Here is an 18212-nt window from a genome sequence, read left to right on the forward strand (position 1 = left end):
ATTTTCCTGCATCCGTGCGTGGAATATCAGGGGCTTGAACGCGGTGTGCGGAGGGGAGCGGCCAGGGCGTGGCCGCTCCCTTCCCTTCTTCACATCAGGCCGCGCGGCCGGCGCTGAACTGCGCTTCCTCGGTGGACCCGGTCAGGGCGGTGGTGGAGGACTGGCCCTGCTGGATCGCCTGGGTAACCGCATCGAAGTAGCCGGTGCCCACCTCGCGCTGGTGCTTGACCGCCGTGAAGCCGCGGTCGGCGGCGGCGAACTCGGCTTCCTGCAGCTCCACGAAGGCGCTCATCTGGCGGCGTGCGTAGCCATGGGCCAGGTTGAACATCGAGTAGTTCAGCGCGTGGAAGCCGGCCAGGGTGATGAACTGGAACCTGTAGCCGTACTTGGCGATCTCGGTCTGGAACGTGGCGATGGTGGCGTCGTCCAGGTTCTTCTTCCAGTTGAAGCTGGGCGAGCAGTTGTAGGCCAGCAGCTTGCCCGGGAACTTCGCGTGGATGGCTTCGGCGAACTGTCGCGCGAACTCCAGGTCCGGCTTGCCGGTCTCGCACCACACCAGGTCGGCATAGGGGGCGTAAGCCAGGCCGCGGCTGATCGCCTGGTCCAGGCCGTTGCGGGTCTTGTAGAAGCCTTCAGTAGTACGCTCGCCGGTGGCGAACGGCTGGTCGTTGGCATCGATGTCGCTGGTCAGCAGGTCGGCCGCCTCGGCATCGGTACGCGCCACCAGCAGGGTCGGCACGCCCAGCACGTCGGCCGCCAAACGGGCTGCGTTCAACTTCTCGATCGCCTCGCGGGTGGGCACCAGCACCTTGCCACCCATGTGGCCGCATTTCTTCACCGAAGCCAGCTGGTCTTCGAAGTGCACGCCGGCGGCACCGGCTTCGATCATCGCCTTCATCAGCTCGAACGCGTTCAGCACGCCGCCGAAGCCGGCTTCGGCATCGGCCACGATCGGCTGCAGGAAGTCGATCTCATCCTTGCCCTCGGCATGGTGCAGCTGGTCGGCGCGCAGCAGGGTGTTGTTGATGCGCTTGACCACCGCCGGCACCGAATCGGCCGGATACAGCGACTGGTCCGGGTACATCTGGCCGGCCAGGTTGGCATCGGCGGCGACCTGCCAGCCGGACAGGTAGATGGCGTTCAAGCCGGCCTTCACCTGCTGCATGGCCTGGTTGCCGGTCAGCGCGCCCAGCGCGTTCACGAAGTCTTTTTCCTGCAGGTAGGTCCACAGCTTTTCCGCGCCCAGCCGGGCCAGCGAATGCTCCACGTGGACCGTGCCGCGCAGGCGCACCACGTCGGCGGCGGTGTAGTTGCGTTCAATCCCCTGCCAGCGGGGGTTGGTGTCCCAGTCGTGCTGGATCTGTTCGGCAGTGGGCAGCGTGCTCATGTCTATCTCCAGTTCGTCAGTACTACATCAGGAAGAAAAAGCGGGCCGGCGCGGGCGTCAGTCGATGCGTGCGTAGGCCGGCAGGGTCAGGAAATCATTGAGTTCGTCGGCGCGGCTCAGCTCGGCCAGCAGGGCGATGGCTTCGTCCACGCGGCCGCCGCCGGGCAGGGCCGCACGGTCGCCCAAGCGGGCCGGCAGCTGGGCCAGGGCGTTGTCCAGCAGGGCGGCATCGATGGCGGTGCCGTCGTCCAGCTGCTGGCCGGGGGTATGCAACCATTGCCACAGCTGGCTGCGGCTGATTTCGGCGGTTGCCGCGTCTTCCATCAGGTTGTGGATCGGCACGCAGCCGTTGCCATCCAGCCAGGCAGCCAGGTAGCGCACGCAGACCTCCACGTTGCCTTCGAAGCCGGCGCGGCTGATGCTGCCCGGCGGCCGTGCGATCAGCTGGTCGCGGTCCACGCGCACATCCTGGCGCAGCACCTGCTGCTGGTTCGCACCGGGCATGTGCTCATCGAAGATCGCCATCGCCACCGGGATCAGCGCCGGGTGCGCGACCCAGGTGCCGTCATGCCCGGCGGTCACTTCGCGCAGCTTGTCCGCGCGCACCCGCGCCATCGCCTGTTCGTTGGCGGCCGCATCGTTGCCGATCGGGATCTGCGCCGCCATGCCACCCATCGCATGCGCGCCACGGCGGTGGCAGGTCTGGATCAGCAGTTCCGAATAGGCCTTCAGGAACGGCTGGGTCATCGTCACCTGGCCGCGCTCGGGCAGGACCTTGTCGGCGTGCCGGCGGAAGGTCTTCAGGTACGAGAAAATGTAATCCCAGCGCCCGCAGTTGAGGCCAACGATGCGGTCGCGCAGCGCATGCAGGATCTCGTCCATCTCGAACACCGCCGGCAGCGTTTCGATCAGCACGGTGACCTTGATCTGGCCATGCGGCAGGCCGAGCATGCCCTCGATGTGCGACAGCGCGGTTTCCCACAGCGCCGCCTCTTCCATGCTCTGCAGCTTGGGCAGGTAGAAGTACGGGCCGCGGTCGTTGGCCATCAGCGTGCGGGCGTTGTGGTAGGCGAACACCGCCGCGTCGAACAAGCCGCCGGCCAGGCGTTGGCCATCCACCAGCACGTGCTTTTCGTCCAGGTGCCAGCCGCGCGGACGCACGATCAGCACCGCGCGTTCTTCGTAAGGACGCAGCGAGTAGTGCTTGGCCGGCTTGCTGCCGCTGGCCGGGGCGGTGAACTGCAGGTCGCCACGCACCGCACCGATCAACGACTGCTGGCCGGCCAGCAGGTTGCGCCAGGTCGGCGCGGTGGCGTCCTCGAAGTCGGCCATGAACACTTTGGCCCCGGAGTTCAACGCGTTGATGACCATCTTCGGGTCGGTCGGGCCGGTGATCTCCACGCGGCGGTCCAGCAACGCGGCCGGCAGCGGCGCCACTTTCCAGTCCTCGGCGCGGATCGGCGCGGTATCGGTGCGGAAGTCCGGCAGGCCGCCCTGGTCGAAGAACGCCTGGCGCTGCACGCGGGCGGCCAAGCGGGCCTGCCGACCGGGTTCCACCGCACGGTGCAGCGACACCAGCAGGGCCAGCAGCGGGGCCGGCAACAGCGCGGACTGGCCGGCCACTTGGGTGGTCAGAGTGATCCCCGGGGTGGGCTTGGCAGACGGCGATGGGATGGCGGAAGCAACGGCGGACATCGGGACACTCCAGCAGCGAGGGACGTCCCTACCGTGCTTCCCGGCCCATGTATTTGACAAAGCAGTTATTGCAATGCATTGGATAAGTTGTGCTTATACTCGTTACACCATGCCCACACGCCCACCGCCAAGTCCCCGTTTTTCCTACAAATCCGATCGGCTGAAGCCGCTGCGCGCGTTCTGCCAGACGGTGCGATTGGGCTCGGTTTCACGTGCGGCGGAGGCACTTTTTGTCAGCCAGCCGGCCATCAGTCAGCAATTGCAGGCCTTGGAGCGGGAACTGGGCGTGGTGTTGTTCGAGCGCAGCGGGCGGCGCCTGGTCCCCAGCCGCGAGGGCCAGCTGCTGTTCGAAATGGCGCAGCCGCTGGTGGAGGACCTGGACGGCCTGGAGGCCCGCTTCCGCGACAAGGTGAGCGGCATGGACGCCGGCGAGCTGAACATCGCGGCCAACAGTTCCACCATCCTGTACCTGCTGCCGCGCATCATCGAACGCTTCCGCCAGCTGCACCCGGACGTGCGGCTGACCCTGCACAACGCCATCAGCGCCGACGGCACCGACCTGCTGCGCGACGACGCCGCCGACCTGGCGGTGGGATCGATGACCGACGTGCCGGCCGACCTCAGCTATGCCCCGGCCTACCGCTTCGAGCAGATGCTGATCACCCCGCACGACCACCCGCTGGCGCGCGGCACGCTGAGCCTGGAGGCGATCTCCAAGCACCCGCTGGTGCTGCCGCCCAAGCGCCAGATCACCTACCGGCTGGTGGACCAGGTATTCCAGCGCCACCGCCTGCCCTACACCGTGGCGCTGGAAGTAGGCGGCTGGGAAGTGATCAAGCAGTACGTGGCGATGGGCATGGGCATTTCCATCGTACCGGCGCTGTGCCTGAACGACGCCGACCCCGGCAAGCTGGTCGCGCGCTCCATGCGCGAATGGTTCCCGGAGCGCAGCTACGGGGTCATCGTACGCCGCGGCAAAGCCTTGTCCCCGCAGGCCCGCGCCTTCGTCGAAATGATCCAACCCGAACTGTTCTCGCCCCGCGAATACGACCAGAGCGGCCACTCCGAACGCTGACCCCGGTAGTGACGGCCGCTGGCCGTCATGCATCCGCGCTCCTGGAGGCTGACGACCGTGCTCCTGGTAGGTGACGACCGTACTCCTGGTGGGTGACGACCGTTGGTCGTCACGGCTCTCCAAGGTAAAGCCGACTTCACTCGCCCGCGTCCGCTTCAACCACTCCAAGATCCAGCCTGGGCAACGGATAAACCCCCTCGCCATACTCCATCGTGCAACCCGGCGTCTTCGAACAACTCTCCGGGATCTCGGAAATCGTGCGCACAGGCGTCAGCTGGGTCACCGCCTGCAAGCGCCCCGCAACAACCACCGGCGGCACCACACCCTCGCCAATCTCAAGCGGCGGGATCCGACTGAAGCGCGCATGGAGCCGGTAATACCCCGGCCGCACGGTCCCATCCGCACTAGAGACACACGGCCAGTACGTAAAATATGCCGGCCAACGGCGGAAGCAATGAAGACTCTATGGCGTCACTCAAACCGCACCTGGCTCAGTAGACCTTTACGACTTGCAAGCTAGTTTGCAGGGCAGGGAGCTTCGACGGGATAAGTGGTCAACTCCAAAGATCCAAAGCGCCTCAGCCTATCTGTAACAACCTTAACAAAATTATTATATTCGTCAGGAGATTTAAAATTTTGATGAAATATCCAAACATCTACAGCACCTACGGCCTTTACATCACTAAGCACCAAGGGGGTCCAACTATCCGCTTTAGGAGCATAAAAAACAAGAAGAACTGGGCGCTCCAATAGATCTTCCATATCCGAAAATCCCTTCTCCATTCCGAACTCGGCCAGCGCTTCGTCAAGCGCCGCTATCATCTGGTCATACAGAGCCGGATTCATGCATAACCGACCCTGCAGAGTCGGAGGAATTGATTTACATCCAACGCAAATTAAGATTAAGAAAATCAATATCATCCGGAAAGTGATATTCATGGCTGCTTGGCGATCCTCTTCATGCCCGCCTGCGCTTGGGCGTGAGTAGCCCCAAATAGGACGAAGCCTGCGATATTATTCAATCCGGGCCAGCGACCCGATCCGGACCCGATAGTCGTCAGATAGATATATTTTCTTTCGATAAAAGTTAATTTTCCCAAATCAAATACTCGATCCGTCCCGTATGAAAGCTGGTGAACAACCTTTCCAGGATGGAAAGTATGACCTTTAAGAGTTGAGTTGACTATCCTGTTTTGTGTAGCGTCAACCGTATGATAGATCGGGTCCTCGAAAGGGGGCAGAATCTGGAGGCCGGATTCTGGTCCATAAATAAATGGCACGGAAAATTTATCCACTACTGACATGGCGTTTTCCATGTTGCAACCGTCAGCGCCAACTTCACACAGCTGCGTCCGACCAATTTTATACTCGTGATCACTTCGCGCGGCCTGCGACCTTAAGCGCAATGCACCACTCGTCGAGGCACCACGAATATCGCCGGTTGAACCTCCTCTATCCCCCTGATCAAGCCGGCAGGCCGTGTCCTTGCCACAGGCCGCCTGCATTCCATTTGGATCTGAGAGAGTGAATGGATTTGAGTTTCCGTACCTATAACGATTGAACTGTCCCACCGGATCACCATAAGCCGTGACCGGATCAACACTCAGAAACACACCCAGCACCGGATCCATATACCGCTGCTGCATGTAAGTCAGCCCGGTACCTGCATCCATCACGTGCCCGGTATACCCCAAGCCGTCCGTCGCCGCACCCACTGAAGCACCATACGGCTCGAACTGCTTCCGCTCCACCACCGCGCCAGCGCCGTTCGTCGTCACTACCGGACTACCCAACGCGTCGTTGTGCTGCCAGGTCACCACGCCGTTGCTGCGGGTGGCCAGCAACCGCTTGCCCAAGTGGATGTAATCCATGGTGCCGCGATCGCGTCGCTGCTCGTGCAACAGCGTCCCATCGCTCCCATATAGCGAGAACAATCGTTGTCCATTCGCATCGGTGGCGGTTACCCGCCTTCCATGCGCGTCATAGCGATAGCGTTCGATACCAGGCACCTCGCGCAGCCGGTTACCAAAGTCGAACGTATGCAACTGCCCGTTCCGGTTAGCCAGGTTGCCCTGCACGTCGTAGGTGAGGCCAATCGTGGTCGCCCCGCTATCGTCGCGCACGTTGGTCAACCTGTTCTTGGCGTCATACCAGTAGTTATGTGCCTTGACCCCGCCCAGGTGGCTGCTGACCAGATTGTCCAGCACGTCATACCGGTAACGGAACTGCCCATCACCACCAAAGCCGGCAGAGGTAGCCTGAACCAACCGATTGTGCCCGTCGTACTGCATCCGAACGTCCTTGGACGTACCCTGCTGCTGGTCAAGGATCGCAATGACGTTTCCGTTCGCGTCGTACGCATAGTTCAGTGCCAGCGCACCGCTATCCCGCAATTGAGCAGGGAACTGCCGCGCATTGAGTACCGTCTGATGCTGCACGCCATTGCCGTACTGCAGCCGCGCCAGAGAGCCACCCGGATGCCAGGTGATGGTCTGCGCATATACCTGACCACTCGTATCACGCACCTGTGTTGGCTGGCCCAATGCATTGGGCTGGTACTGCAAGGACAGCCCGCCCGGACGCGCCTGACCCGCCATGCTACCGTTGGCGTCGTAGCTGTAGCCCACGGCCACGGGAGCGCCTCCGTTCACGCTCACTGTCTCGGCGATCAGCAACCGGCGCTTGTTGTACGTGTAGGTATTGACGACGGTGTTGGCCCCGCCTTCGTTCCACGTTGTCACCTGCGCGGGCAGGCCGTCCGGCGTGTACTGCCACTGCTGGTTGCCGTTTCCGTCAGGGAATGTGAGCGTCAAAAGACGATTGCGGGCGTCGTACGTGCGATCCACGCGACGTCCGGATGTCCGGGCTGCGTCCCGGTCGCAACTGGTAGCGCTGGGGAGGTTCAAGCCGGCTGCAGACCAGATGAGGTTTCCGCCGGCATCGTAGTCCATGACCGTCGACCCCGTTTCCGGCTCGATGACCTTGCACAACTGTTGCTGCGGGTCGTACACGTACTGCCGCGCGACGCTGCTCGGTGCCTGCCCCTGCTCAACCTTGATGGTGATCTGGTGGCTCCCCGTCGCGCTGCGTGCATCTTTGGCGATTGCGCGAAGAGTGTGCGTGCCGACGGGGAGATCGGTCAGCTGGTACTGATAGGGAGGTGCCGTCAGCGTTGCGACAGCAGTACCGTTCAGCAGCAGTTGCACCTGGGACAGCGCGCCATCCGGATCGGACGCATCGGCAGTGAACAGCACGTTGCCCGGATGGGGCAGGATCGCTCCCGCACTCGGCGAGGTAATGCGTGCGATTGGCGCCTGATTGGCGCGGAGCGTGAAGTTACCCGAGCCATCCAGGAGATGGTTTGGGCCGCCGAAGCGCGAAATGCCATGTACATGGATAGGCTTACCCGCGTGTTCGGCCAAGACCGCTGCAGACGGGGTGATGCTGAAATTGTGGTTAGTACCCGCTCCGCAGCGCGCGTTCACCTCATCACTGCTTGCGATGTTGGCGGTCGCCTCTGCTGCGTAGGTGCCGACACCCGCCGGTCCCCCCACGTAGAGGTGGACACCTACCGAGGTTGCGGCCCGTGTTGAGCATGCCCAACCCCGTATGACGCCACTGTTCATACTGGTAACTGCGCCGATGACGCGTGACACGTGGACGTTTCTGGTTGCGCTGTAGACACCCTGACCACGAGTATCACTGACGTAGGCGCGAACACTGTGGTCGCCCGGTACGGTGTACCAGTTGTAGGTGTGGTTGGGTGGCGAGGTGGATCCCAACTGCTGTCCATCGCCCCAGAAGGTAACCTGAGCCACCCCGTCATCAGGATCCGATGCCGTTGCCTTCAGCACGATCGGATTGCCCTCACCCACAACTGCGCCTTCGTTCGGCGAAGTCATGCTGATGGTGGGCAAGCGGTTGTAAGGCACCCGGTGGACACCGGAGGCGCCGATGAGCGAGTTCGCTGCGCCAACCGGCGAGATGCCATGAACGTATATCGGGCTGTTCGGACTATTGATTACTACGTGAGGCGGTAGCGGTATCAGGAACCGGTGAGCACTGCTCTGCGTTCCGCACTCCGCTGCGATGGCGGCCTCACCGGGCTGGTCGGCGCGCGTGCTGTTGACGCCCGTACCTTGGCCTGCGCCGCCACCGACGTACAGATGCACGTCGATAGGGCCCTCGATATATCGAGAACACGCCCAGCCTTTGACATGCGTGCCCGTTACGCCATCAATATTCCCCTTGATGGCGGAACCGATGACGGTGATCCGGGTAGGCAGCGATGCCAGCCCAAACCATGTCACGCCATCCTGGACCATCTTCCACTGGAAGTCATACGTGCCGGGTTGAGTTGGCGCAGTGACCGTGAAGTTGAAGGTAACATGCTGGTCATACTGAACGTAGCTCGGAACCGCGACGCGCCCCAGGCCCCAACGGGTGTTGTCACCCGGCAACTGGGAGCCGAGATTGAAGTTCTGGCCAACCTGCCAAGGCGTCGCGCCATTGTTCCGGAAGGTCAGGCTCACCGCGTAGGATTGCCCAACGATCATCTGTGTCGGCACGGACTGGCCAACAAATCGCGCGGAGAGAACTTCGAGCGGTTCCTCAGGAGGATCGGTCGGGCACGGATTCGGGATGGCCAAGGTAGTCGCTGGACCGGCCACGCGACGGGGCACCTCGGTTTCGCAGGCGGTTGCCGACCAACCCGCCAACAGCAGGGAAAGCGCACAGAGAATCCGAGCCATGCGCGGCACATTCGAGTAGTTGCGATTCATGGACGTCCCGGTCTCAGAATGATTCGCGCACGATGCGCGTCGGCTTGCCCAACACATCACGCACTACACGCGTCCGGATACCCGGCTCACCCGCTGCAGGCTGTTCGATGGATATCGGGCTCTGGTAGCTGGGTGTGTCGAAGACCTGGTGATGGGTGATGGACCGGTCTCCGCGCGGACTGGTCATGCGCACATCCATGCCGGGCAGGTACTCGGTCACTGTGGTCAACAAGCCCAACTCACTGTCACCCGACGATGACGTCAGGCGGCCGAGGGCGTCGTACTCACTCCAGTTGCCTGCAGTCAGCGAGGCGGTGGATCCAGGATAGGACTGGAATATCGCGCGACCCGCGTGGTCGTAGCTGAAGCGCTGGTACCGATCGGTGGCGGTTATGTTGCTGGTGTCATGCTCGCGCGTCACCAAGGGACGCCACATGGCGTCGAAGTAGGTGAGCTTCCTGCGGTTGCCCGAAGGTTGTGGTCAAGCGCCAGTGTCCAGCGGCTATGCCGTGTTCGACTGCGGTGACGCGCTCGAATTTCTGCACCGTGGCATTCCATTCGTTCGTGTCACCGCTTGGGTAGGTCGTGGTACTCATCCGACCCATCGCGTCGTAACCGTAACTGGTCTGGTACCCGAGTTCGTTGACGACGTTGGTGATCCAGCCACTGTCATTGACAGTTGCGCTGATGGACGTACCGTCGGGGAAACCGATCGACTGCGGCGTACCGCGTTTCCAGTTGTTGAGTGTGGTCACATTTCCGCGACCGTCCGCTGCACTCGCCAGGCTTCCATCAGCATGGTAGGTGAGGGTCTGCGTCACCTTGCCGAACTGACGTTGCTGTTCTGGAAGTGCCAGAGCATTGAACGACGTCTGTGATTCCACCAAGCCGGTGTTGTTGTTGGTGGTGCTGGCGGTCTGCCCGAGCACCCAGCGTGAGGCGTCGTCGTAGTAGGTCGTGGTGTCAGTCCGGCTATCCCCCAGGCTGCTGCCTCGGCTGACCTGCAGCGGCCTGCCCTTGGCGTCGAACGAGTTGACCGACCACGTCATCGTTACGCCATCCCGGACGACTTCTTTCTGCAGCAGCGGGCGAACCAGCACAGACGACTCGTCGTTTCCGCCCCAGCGCGAGCCGTAGCGATCGGGGAAGGGCATGCCGCTGACCTGCGCCGTGCTGACATAGGTCAGGTTCTGGCTTTCAAGCACCGCGCCGCTGGCCGCCGCGACGCTGCGTGCCAACAGTTTGCCTTCGTTGAGGGAATAGACCACACCGTAGCTTTCGGTGACGCGGCTTCCGTCCGGTTGGTGGATCGTCACGGCCTTTGAGGCGACGCAGGTGGTGCAGGGCGGTACGTTGCCCGACCATAGCTCACCGCCTCCGGATACGTCTTCGTAGAACCAGCGCAGCGGCGACGGGATACCCGGGCCTTCGATCGTCTTCTCCGTCAGGCCATAGACATCGAAGTAATTGGGGACGGCAAGACGATGCAGAATCGTTGCGCCCATTCCGCCGCTGGATTCCGCTACGCACAGCACGGCAGGCACCCCATTTCGATAGCGGCGCTGGTGGTCAAAACGGAAGGTTGCTACAGCCGATGACGGGTGCTTCATCTGCAGCGAAAATGTCTGCTCGCGCAGTGGCGCGACATTGCCACAGCCAGGGCCGGGATCTTCGCGCCAGATCTCGTAGGAGATCCGCCGCTCGGACAGGTGAGTGAGCTCCCATGTGGCTGCGTCAGGTTGGGTAATCCGCTGCAGCAGCGCGCTGCTGGTGTAGGCGTAGTTCCAAATGCGGCCATGTGATGAAGCGCTGGCAAGGCGTCCATTTGCGTACTGCAACGTGATGGATCGGCCGTCGCTGCCGGTAATGGCGGTCGGGTGGCCCGCAGCGTTATAGCTGAGTGTGACGGAATTGCCGAAGCGGTCCTGGATGCGACTGGCGAGCAGGTAGACTTCTACACGCGGTCGAGACTTTCCAACAGCACCGTCCTGCCCCATCGCACCCACGTTGCGCGTCGTACCCACGTCGAAGGTGTATGTAATGCCGTCAGTGGTCTGCAGGATGAAGCCCTCGCCTGGATAACCGGAGAGCATTGGCGTGCAGCTGACCGCATCCAGCGAGCTGGTGGTCCAGACGTTGCCCTGGCCGTTGGCTGGCTTGAATGATGACGGTGGCAGGCCAATCAACGAGCGCGCGCCTTCCCCTGGCAGGTTCACCGAATAGCCTGACCAGATGTCTTCAATCTGATGGGGCGGCGTGGTTCGTGGGTAGAACGTGTCACTGCAACGCGCTTGGGCCTGACCACTGCTGCCCGTATTCCATCCATAGGCGGAATCGAAGACGCCCGAGATGTAGGGGACATCAATATCCCAGTCGCCTGCCCCACCGTACGGTTGTGGCGCGATCGTCGCAGGTTGCGGGCGCACAGAAAGTTTCCGGGTCAGCCGTACCGGCAATGCATTGGTGCCCGGGACGTCTATATCTGTCTGCTGGAACGTGACGCTCTGGTCGTAGACGTTGACCGAATCCCCGAACAGGTCCGAGGTAAGGGCACCGACCTGTTCGGCGGAGCGCAGGCGCTTGTCGTATTCCTGGTAGGGCTGCATGGTTTGTCCATGCGCGAGGCCGGCAGCCTGTATCAACAGTGCGGCGATGACAGCCACGCGCGCACCGCCAGCGGCCGCCTTCCGGCGATCCTTTGACTCGATCTGCATCCTTGCTTCCCCTGTTGTCAGCGGAGCGAATATTCACTATCCGTTCACTTTGGTCAAGTCCCCCGTGTGCTTGCTCAGAGAGCTCCCGCGACGTCTCTACAATCCCCCCATGTCTATCGAACTCCGCCATCTCCGCTACTTCCTCGCCGTGGCCGACACCCTGCACTTCGGCCAGGCCGCCGAGCGGCTCGGCATGTCACAGCCACCGCTGAGCCAGCAGATCCGTCAGCTGGAACAACTGCTCGGCGCGCAGCTGTTCGTGCGCAGCCATCGGCGGGTGGAGCTGACCGAAGCCGGTGCGCTGCTGCAGGCGAAGGCCCGCGCGATCCTGCAGCAGGTGGACGCGGCCGTGGACGAGGTGCAGCGGGTGCAGCGCGGCGAGCAGGGCGAGCTGCACATCGGCCTGACCCGCGCCACGCCGCTGGTGCCGCAGATTCCTCGCGCCATCTTCGGTTACCGCGAGCGTTTCCCGCAGGTGCGCTTGCAGCTGCGCGAGATGAACACCCTGCAGCAGATCGATGCGCTGCTGGAAAACCGGCTGGATGTGGGCATCATCCGCAAGCGTGTGCTGCCGCCGGAACTGGTGGCGCACAGCCTGTTCACCGATCCGCTGGCGCTGGTGCTGCATCGCGATCACCCTGCGCTGCGCGGGCGTGATCCGGCCCGCACGGTGTTGCCATTGCAGCAGTTCGCGCACGAACCGTTCGTCGGCTTCCACCGCAGCGTCGGCGCCGGCATCCACGACCAGATGATCGCGCTGTGCGCGGCGGCGGGGTTCACGCCGCGCATCGTGCAGGAGGCCGGTGAGGCGTCCACGCTGATCAGCCTGGCGGCGGCGGGATTGGGCGCGGCGATTTTGCCGTCGTCATGCGACCACATCCAGATCGAGGGCGCGTGCTTCGTGGCGCTGGGCGATCAGGGTGCGCATTCGGAAGTGCAGCTGGTGTGGCGACGGGAAGGAGTGACGCCGTTGATCCGCAATTTCACCGCGCTGCTGCAGGCGGAGTTCGGTCGGTAGTGACGGCCGCTGGCCGTCAACCACGTTCAACCGCCCGATGCGATTGACGGCCAGCGGCCGTCACTACCTCTCAAAGCGGGCGGCGCCACAGGCTCCAGGCGATACCTGCACCGATAAGGGTAAGCACGCCGGTAAACGCACATACGCCGACCCAATCCCACGCGGTGTAGGCCAGTCCGCCCACCGCGCCCAGCACGCTGGAACCCAGGTAGTAAGAGAACAGATACAGCGCGGATGCTTCAGCACGGATCGCGCCGGCACGGCTGCCGACCCAGCTGCTGGCCACCGAATGGCCGCCGAAGAAGCCGAACGTCACCAGCGCGATGCCGATCGCCATCGTCCACAGCCACGGCATCACCAGCAGCACGATCCCGGCGATGATCAGGGCGTAGCTGATCGACAGCACGCGGCCGCGGCCATGGCGGATCGCCTGCTGGCCCATCCATGCCGAACTGAACGTGCCCACCAGGTACACGCTGAAGATCAATCCGACCACGGTCTGGCTGAGGCGATAGGGCGGTGCCAGCAGGTGGTAGCCCAGGTAGTTGTAGGTGGTGACGAACACGCCCATCAGCAGGAACGCGGTGGCGAACAGCCACGGCAGGCCGGGATCGGCGAACAGCTGGCGCCAGCGTGAGGGTAGTTGGCGCAGCCCACCGCGACGGCTCTGGAAGTGCCGCGAGGGCGGCAGCTGCATCCACAGCAGCAGCGTGCTGGCGACGGCGATCAGCGATACCACGCCGATACCCCAGCGCCAGCCCCAGTGGTCGGCGATGATGCCGGCGATCAAGCGCCCGCTCATGCCGCCCACCGCGTTGCCGCCGATGTACAGGCCCATCGCCAGGCCCATCGCGCGGCTGTCCATTTCCTCCACCAGATAGGTCATCGCCACCGCCGGCACGCCGCTCAGCGCCACGCCGAGCAGCGCGCGCAGTACCAGCATCGTGGTCCAGTCGGTCACCAACGCGCTGGCAGCGGACAGCACGGTGGAGGCCAGCAGCGCGGTGATCATCACGTTGCGGCGGCCGACGCGGTCGGACACCAGGCCGGCGATCAGCATCATCACCGCCAGCAGGCCAGTGCTGAGCGACAGCGCCAGTGCGCTGTTGGCGGCGGACACGCCGAAGTGGCGGCTGAACTCGGGCAGCAGCGGCTGCACGGTGTACAGCAGGCCGAAGGTGGAGAAACCAGCCAGGAACAGCGCCACCGCGGTACGCCGGAACGCGGGCGTGCCTTGTTCGATGTGGGTGGCGGCCGCCGGTGCGCCGGTCGGCGTGTCGAGGGGGATGCGGCGCTCAAGGGCGGCCGCGGTATCGCCGTTCATGGGATCGGGATGGCCGGCGGAGACGGCCGGGGTGTGGGGGTGGTATCAGGCTATCCCCCTGCATCGAGTCGATCCATAACCTGATGGGTACGGATTGATATGTTTTGCATATGGATGGCGACAAAAGGGCAAGGGCTGACGACCAGCGGTCGTCACTACCGAACCCTCACTCCCTGGCCGTCACAGGTGCAGCCACTCCAGGCCTTCGCCGCGGCGGTAGTAGACGGCCACGGCTTTGCCGTAGACCTTTTCGGCATCGACGAAGCCGAAGAAGCGGCCGTCGAAGCTGTTGCCGCGATGGTCGCCCATGACCAGCAGCTTGCCGGCCGGCACCACCACGCCATCCACGTCCGGGCCGCCGCCCATGTCCAGGCCAAGCTGCGCGGTGCGTGTGCCGAACTGTTCGGCGGCGGGGTTGCCGGCCTGCTGCAGCGGCTGGCCATTGATGCTGAGATGGCCGCTGCGCACGTCCACCCGGTCACCCGCCACGGCCACCACGCGCTTGATCAGCCGGGTGCCATCGGCGGGGGAATCGAACACCGCCACTTCGCCACGCTGCGGCGCACCCACGTCCATCAGCGCGTGCTGGGTGAACGGCAGGCGCAGGCCATACGCGCGCATGTCCACCACCACGCGGTCACCCGGTTCCAGGGTGGGCTGCATCGAACCGCTGGGCACCACGTAATGGTTGGCCAAGGTGTCGCGCGCGGCGGCCAGCAGGCCAAGCATCACCAGCAGCGGCAGGGCTTCCTTCCTCAACCAGTGCAGGGCGCGCTGGGTAACGGGGGGGCGGGCGATGGCATCCATGGCGAAGCTCCGGGGAGGTGTGGGGGTAAGACCGTGGGAAGGGCGGTTCGGTTCCATGCGGCTGCAAAAAAGGGGTCAGACCCCGGACTCTGACCCGGCCGCTACGGAGAATTTACGCGCGGTCGCGGCGCGCGCCATGGCGGCTTTATGGGCGCTGCGCGCATCGTGTGCCTACCGCGCCTGGGGCGCTTTCTGGTAGGTGTTGCATGACCATCCTGGTGATCCGCCACGCGGCTGCATCGCAGCCACTGCCGGTGCTGCCCGCGCAGCTGGCCGGCCATCGCGTGCTGTGTACGTCCTGCACGACCTTGGCCGGCGTGCGTGAATGCCTGTGCGAGCCACAAGCGCTGCGGGCAGATTGGGTGGTGCTGGATGTCGGCACGGCGGACGACGCGCAATGGGATGGCGAATCGGCGGCGCTGGGGACGGCGCTGGAACGCCTGCCGGCGCCTTACATCGAGTTGCAGGGTGCGCGTGACCCGGGGTTGGAAATCCGCCTGAAACTGCAGCATGCACCGGCTGCGGTGGTGGTGGACCAGCGTGGGCAGGAGGCGGGCTATCCGCTGTCGCTGGCCATCGTGGGCCACCGCCTGGCGCAGGGAGGCTGAGCCATGTCGATCTTCATCATCCGTGGCCCGGAAGCATCCGGTGCCCTGGTCCGCACCGCCGAGCCGCTGCCTGCGCTGGTGCTGAAAACGCTGGTGCACCGCGCGGTGGATGCCGGCACCAGCGTGGCGATCCGTGCCTGCGGGTCCGAACAGGAACTGCTGGATGCGCTGCGCGTGGCCGACCATGCGCGCGGTGAGGTGACCCTGCTGGATCCAGGTGCCTGCGCGCACAGCATGCGGCTGCAGCGGTTGTTGCCGCACCTGCATAACGCGTACGTGGAAGTACACGACGACGGCGCGGTGGCCGAGCCGTGGTTGCCCGATGGCATCGGCCAGCGGCTGGGTATCGCGGCCGGTTACGGGGCGCAGAGCTATGTACTGGCGCTGGACATCGCGCTGGATCACCTGGGGCTGGCCGAGCGCGCCGAGCGCGTGCACGTAGGAACCTGAGCGCTGGCGGACGTCTGCGGGATGCGTCGGGGAAGGACTCTGACCCCGTCGGGCACCCCGGCACGCGCAACGGAAAACGGCGGGGTTTCCCCCGCCGTTCGTTCAACTCACTTCAGGCCGCGGAACTCGAGCAGCGGTTCCACCGACGGGTCCTTGCCGCGGAAATCGCGGTAGAGCTGGCTCAGCTCCACGCTGTTGCCGCGCGAGAGCACCTTGTCGCGGAACTGCTGGCCGTTGGCGGCGGTCAGGCCGCCGTTCTCCTTGAACCACTGGAAGGCATCGTGGTCCAGCACTTCAGCCCAGAAATAGGCGTAGTAGCCGGCCGAATAACCGCCACCCCAGATGTGGTCGAAGTAGCTGGTGCGGTAACGCGGCGGCACCTGCGCCAGGTCCACGTTGAACTTCTTCAGCGCCGCCGCCTCGAACTTGCCCACGTCCTGCAGCGGTGCATCGGCCTTCTGGGTGTGCCAGGCCAGGTCGAGCAGCGCCGCCGACAGGTATTCGGTGGTGGCATAGCCCTGGTTGAAGCTGCGGGCCTTGAGGATCTTGTCGACCAGCTCCTGCGGCATCGGCTCGCCGGTCTTGTAGTTCTTGGCGTAGTTGGCGAACACCTTCGGGTCCAGCGCCCAGTGTTCGTTGAACTGCGAGGGGAACTCGACGAAATCGCGCGAGGTGGCGGTGCCGGCGATCGACGGGTACTTCACGTTGGAGAACATGCCGTGCAGCGCGTGGCCGAACTCATGGAACAGCGTGGTGACGTCGTCGAAGCTCAGCAGCGCCGGCTGGCCCGCGGCCGGCTTGGTAAAGTTGCACACGTTGTAGACCACCGGCTTGGCACCGGTCAGGCCGTCCTGTTCGACGAACACGTCCATCCAGGCGCCACCGGACTTGCTGTCACGCTTGAAGTAGTCGGTGTAGAACAGCGCCAGCGAGGTACCGTCCTTGTCGAACACCTCGTACACCTTCATGTCCGCGTGGTAGGTCGGGATGTCGGTACGCGGCTTGAAGGTGATGCCGTACAGCTGGGTGGCGGCGTAGAAGACGCCGTTCTGCAGCACGTTGTCCAGTTCGAAATACGGCTTGATCTGCGATTCGTCCAGGTCGTACTTCGCCTTGCGCACCTGCTCGGCATAGAAGTCCCAATCCGAAGCGGCCAGCTTGAAGGCGCCCGTCTTTGCATCCGGATGCTGCGCGTCGATGACCTTCTGGATGTCCGCGGCTTCGGCGCGTGCCTTGGCGGTGGCGGCCGGCACGGTATCGGTCAGCAGCTTCAGCGCAGCGGCCGGGGTCTTGGCCATCTGGTCGCCGAGGTTGTAATCGGCGTAGGTGGCGAAGCCGAGCAGCTTGGCCTTCTGCGCACGCAGCTGGGCCAGGCGCTGCACGGTCTGCTGGGTGTCGTTGGCATCGCCGCGCTGGGCGCGGGTTTCCGATGCTTCCAGCACGGCGGCGCGCTGTTCACGGTCGCTCAGCGAACCGAGCACCGGCTGTTGGGTGGTGTTCTGCAGCGGCAGCAGGAACTTGCCTTCAAGCTTGCGCGCGGTGGCATCGGCGGAGGCGGTGTTGATCGCATCTTCGCTCAGGCCGGCCAGCTTGGCCTTGTCATCCACCACCACGGCGGCGGCGGCAGTGGCCGCGACCAGGCGGGTGTGGAACTGCGTGGACAGCGTGGTTTCTTCCACGTTGAGCTTGCGCAGGCTGGCCTTGTCGGCGTCGTTGAGCTGGGCGCCGGCGCGCACCAGGCCATCGTAGTAATGCTCCACCAGGCGCGTCTGCACCGGATCCAGGCCCAGCGAGGCGCGCTGGTCGTACAGCGATTTCACCCGGGCGAACAGCTTCGGGTCCAGGTTGATCTCGTCCTGGTGGGCGGCCAGCTTCGGCGCCACTTCTTCCTGGATCTTCTGCCGCGCATCGTTGGTATCGGCCTGCACCAGGCCGAAGAAGATGCGCGAGACGCGGGTCAGCGTTTCACCGCCCCGCTCCATCGGCACGATGGTGTTGTCGAAGGTGGCCGGCTCGCTCGAATCGGCGATGGCGCGGACTTCGGCCAGGTGCTGGCGCATGCCTTCTTCGAAGGCCGGCAGGTAATCGCTGTCCTGGATCTTGTCGAACGGCGGTGCCTGGAACGGCAGCGTGCTCGCGCTCAGCAGCGGATTGGTGGAGGCATCGGCCGGCTGCTGGGCCGGGGCGTTCTGGGCTTCGGACACGGGGGTGGACTCCTTGCCGGAACAGGCAGCCAGCGCCAGGCTGATGGCGGCGGCCAGGATGACGGTACGCGACATGCAAAAGGCTCCTAGAGGGGCGATCGGGACCGACCGCCAGCCTTCCAGCCTACTCCCACGGCGCTGGGGCGGCA

13 protein-coding genes are annotated in these 18212 nt (G+C 64.1%); 4 read left to right on the forward strand and 9 right to left on the reverse strand.

The features are described 5' to 3' along the window. Nucleotides 1-94: 94 nt before the first annotated feature. Together aceA and aceB are read right to left on the reverse strand one after the other, a co-directional pair. Nucleotides 95-1387 (reverse strand): isocitrate lyase, encoded by a 1293-nt coding sequence (aceA, locus tag RTX79_RS11020; protein WP_309689040.1) that lies wholly within the window; start codon nt 1385-1387, stop codon nt 95-97. 57 nt (nt 1388-1444) lie between these two features. Then, complete coding sequence (aceB, locus tag RTX79_RS11025; protein WP_312683734.1) at nt 1445-3082, reverse strand: malate synthase A; 1638 nt, start codon at nt 3080-3082, stop codon at nt 1445-1447. Between the two features lie 109 nt (nt 3083-3191). Here aceB and RTX79_RS11030 point away from each other — a divergent pair, with 109 nt between their 5' ends. Further along, on the forward strand, nt 3192-4157 hold the full coding sequence (locus RTX79_RS11030; RefSeq protein ID WP_057509260.1) for a LysR family transcriptional regulator: 966 nt from the start codon (nt 3192-3194) through the stop codon (nt 4155-4157). A 516-nt stretch (nt 4158-4673) separates the two neighbouring features. On the opposite strand, the gene RTX79_RS11035 is transcribed toward RTX79_RS11030, so the two are convergent. The 4 genes from RTX79_RS11035 to RTX79_RS11050 all read right to left on the reverse strand — a co-directional run bounded on the left by RTX79_RS11035 (nt 4674) and on the right by RTX79_RS11050 (nt 11652). Continuing rightward, the gene (locus RTX79_RS11035; RefSeq protein ID WP_312683735.1) at nt 4674-5003 is read right to left on the reverse strand and encodes a hypothetical protein; all 330 of its coding nucleotides are present in this window, start codon (nt 5001-5003) and stop codon (nt 4674-4676) included. 89 nt (nt 5004-5092) lie between these two features. Continuing rightward, on the reverse strand, nt 5093-8938 hold the full coding sequence (locus RTX79_RS11040) for an RHS repeat domain-containing protein (RefSeq protein WP_312683736.1): 3846 nt from the start codon (nt 8936-8938) through the stop codon (nt 5093-5095). 13 nt (nt 8939-8951) lie between these two features. Further along, a complete protein-coding gene (locus tag RTX79_RS11045; protein WP_312683737.1) occupies nt 8952-9374 on the reverse strand; it encodes a hypothetical protein in 423 nt (140 codons plus the stop codon). Continuing rightward, a complete protein-coding gene (locus RTX79_RS11050; RefSeq protein WP_312683738.1) occupies nt 9343-11652 on the reverse strand; it encodes an RHS repeat protein in 2310 nt (769 codons plus the stop codon). Before RTX79_RS11050 ends, RTX79_RS11045 begins: the two co-directional genes overlap by 32 nt. 109 nt (nt 11653-11761) lie before the next feature. Between RTX79_RS11050 and RTX79_RS11055 the strand changes: the two genes are divergently transcribed. Then, nucleotides 11762-12670, forward strand: coding sequence for a LysR family transcriptional regulator (locus tag RTX79_RS11055; RefSeq protein WP_312683739.1), 909 nt, complete (start codon nt 11762-11764; stop codon nt 12668-12670). Nucleotides 12671-12740: 70 nt separating this feature from the next. Here the strand turns inward: RTX79_RS11055 and RTX79_RS11060 are convergent, their stop codons facing one another. Together RTX79_RS11060 and lepB are read right to left on the reverse strand one after the other, a co-directional pair. Next, entirely contained in the window at nt 12741-13994 is a 1254-nt protein-coding gene (locus RTX79_RS11060; RefSeq protein ID WP_312683740.1) for an MFS transporter, read from the reverse strand. A 180-nt stretch (nt 13995-14174) separates the two neighbouring features. Continuing rightward, entirely contained in the window at nt 14175-14801 is a 627-nt protein-coding gene (gene lepB / locus RTX79_RS11065) for a signal peptidase I (RefSeq protein ID WP_312683741.1), read from the reverse strand. Nucleotides 14802-15007: 206 nt separating this feature from the next. On the opposite strand from lepB, the gene RTX79_RS11070 reads away from it, so the two are divergent. Beyond that, entirely contained in the window at nt 15008-15409 is a 402-nt protein-coding gene (locus RTX79_RS11070) for a hypothetical protein (RefSeq protein ID WP_057509256.1), read from the forward strand. Nucleotides 15410-15412: 3 nt separating this feature from the next. Next, the gene (locus RTX79_RS11075; RefSeq protein WP_309689061.1) at nt 15413-15859 is read left to right on the forward strand and encodes a 3-dehydroquinate dehydratase; all 447 of its coding nucleotides are present in this window, start codon (nt 15413-15415) and stop codon (nt 15857-15859) included. 107 nt (nt 15860-15966) lie between these two features. Here the strand turns inward: RTX79_RS11075 and dcp are convergent, their stop codons facing one another. Beyond that, the gene (gene dcp, locus RTX79_RS11080) at nt 15967-18138 is read right to left on the reverse strand and encodes a peptidyl-dipeptidase Dcp (RefSeq protein WP_312683743.1); all 2172 of its coding nucleotides are present in this window, start codon (nt 18136-18138) and stop codon (nt 15967-15969) included. Nucleotides 18139-18212 lie beyond the last annotated feature (74 nt).

The organism is Stenotrophomonas chelatiphaga, assembly GCF_032054965.1.
GTDB lineage: Bacteria > Pseudomonadota > Gammaproteobacteria > Xanthomonadales > Xanthomonadaceae > Stenotrophomonas > Stenotrophomonas chelatiphaga.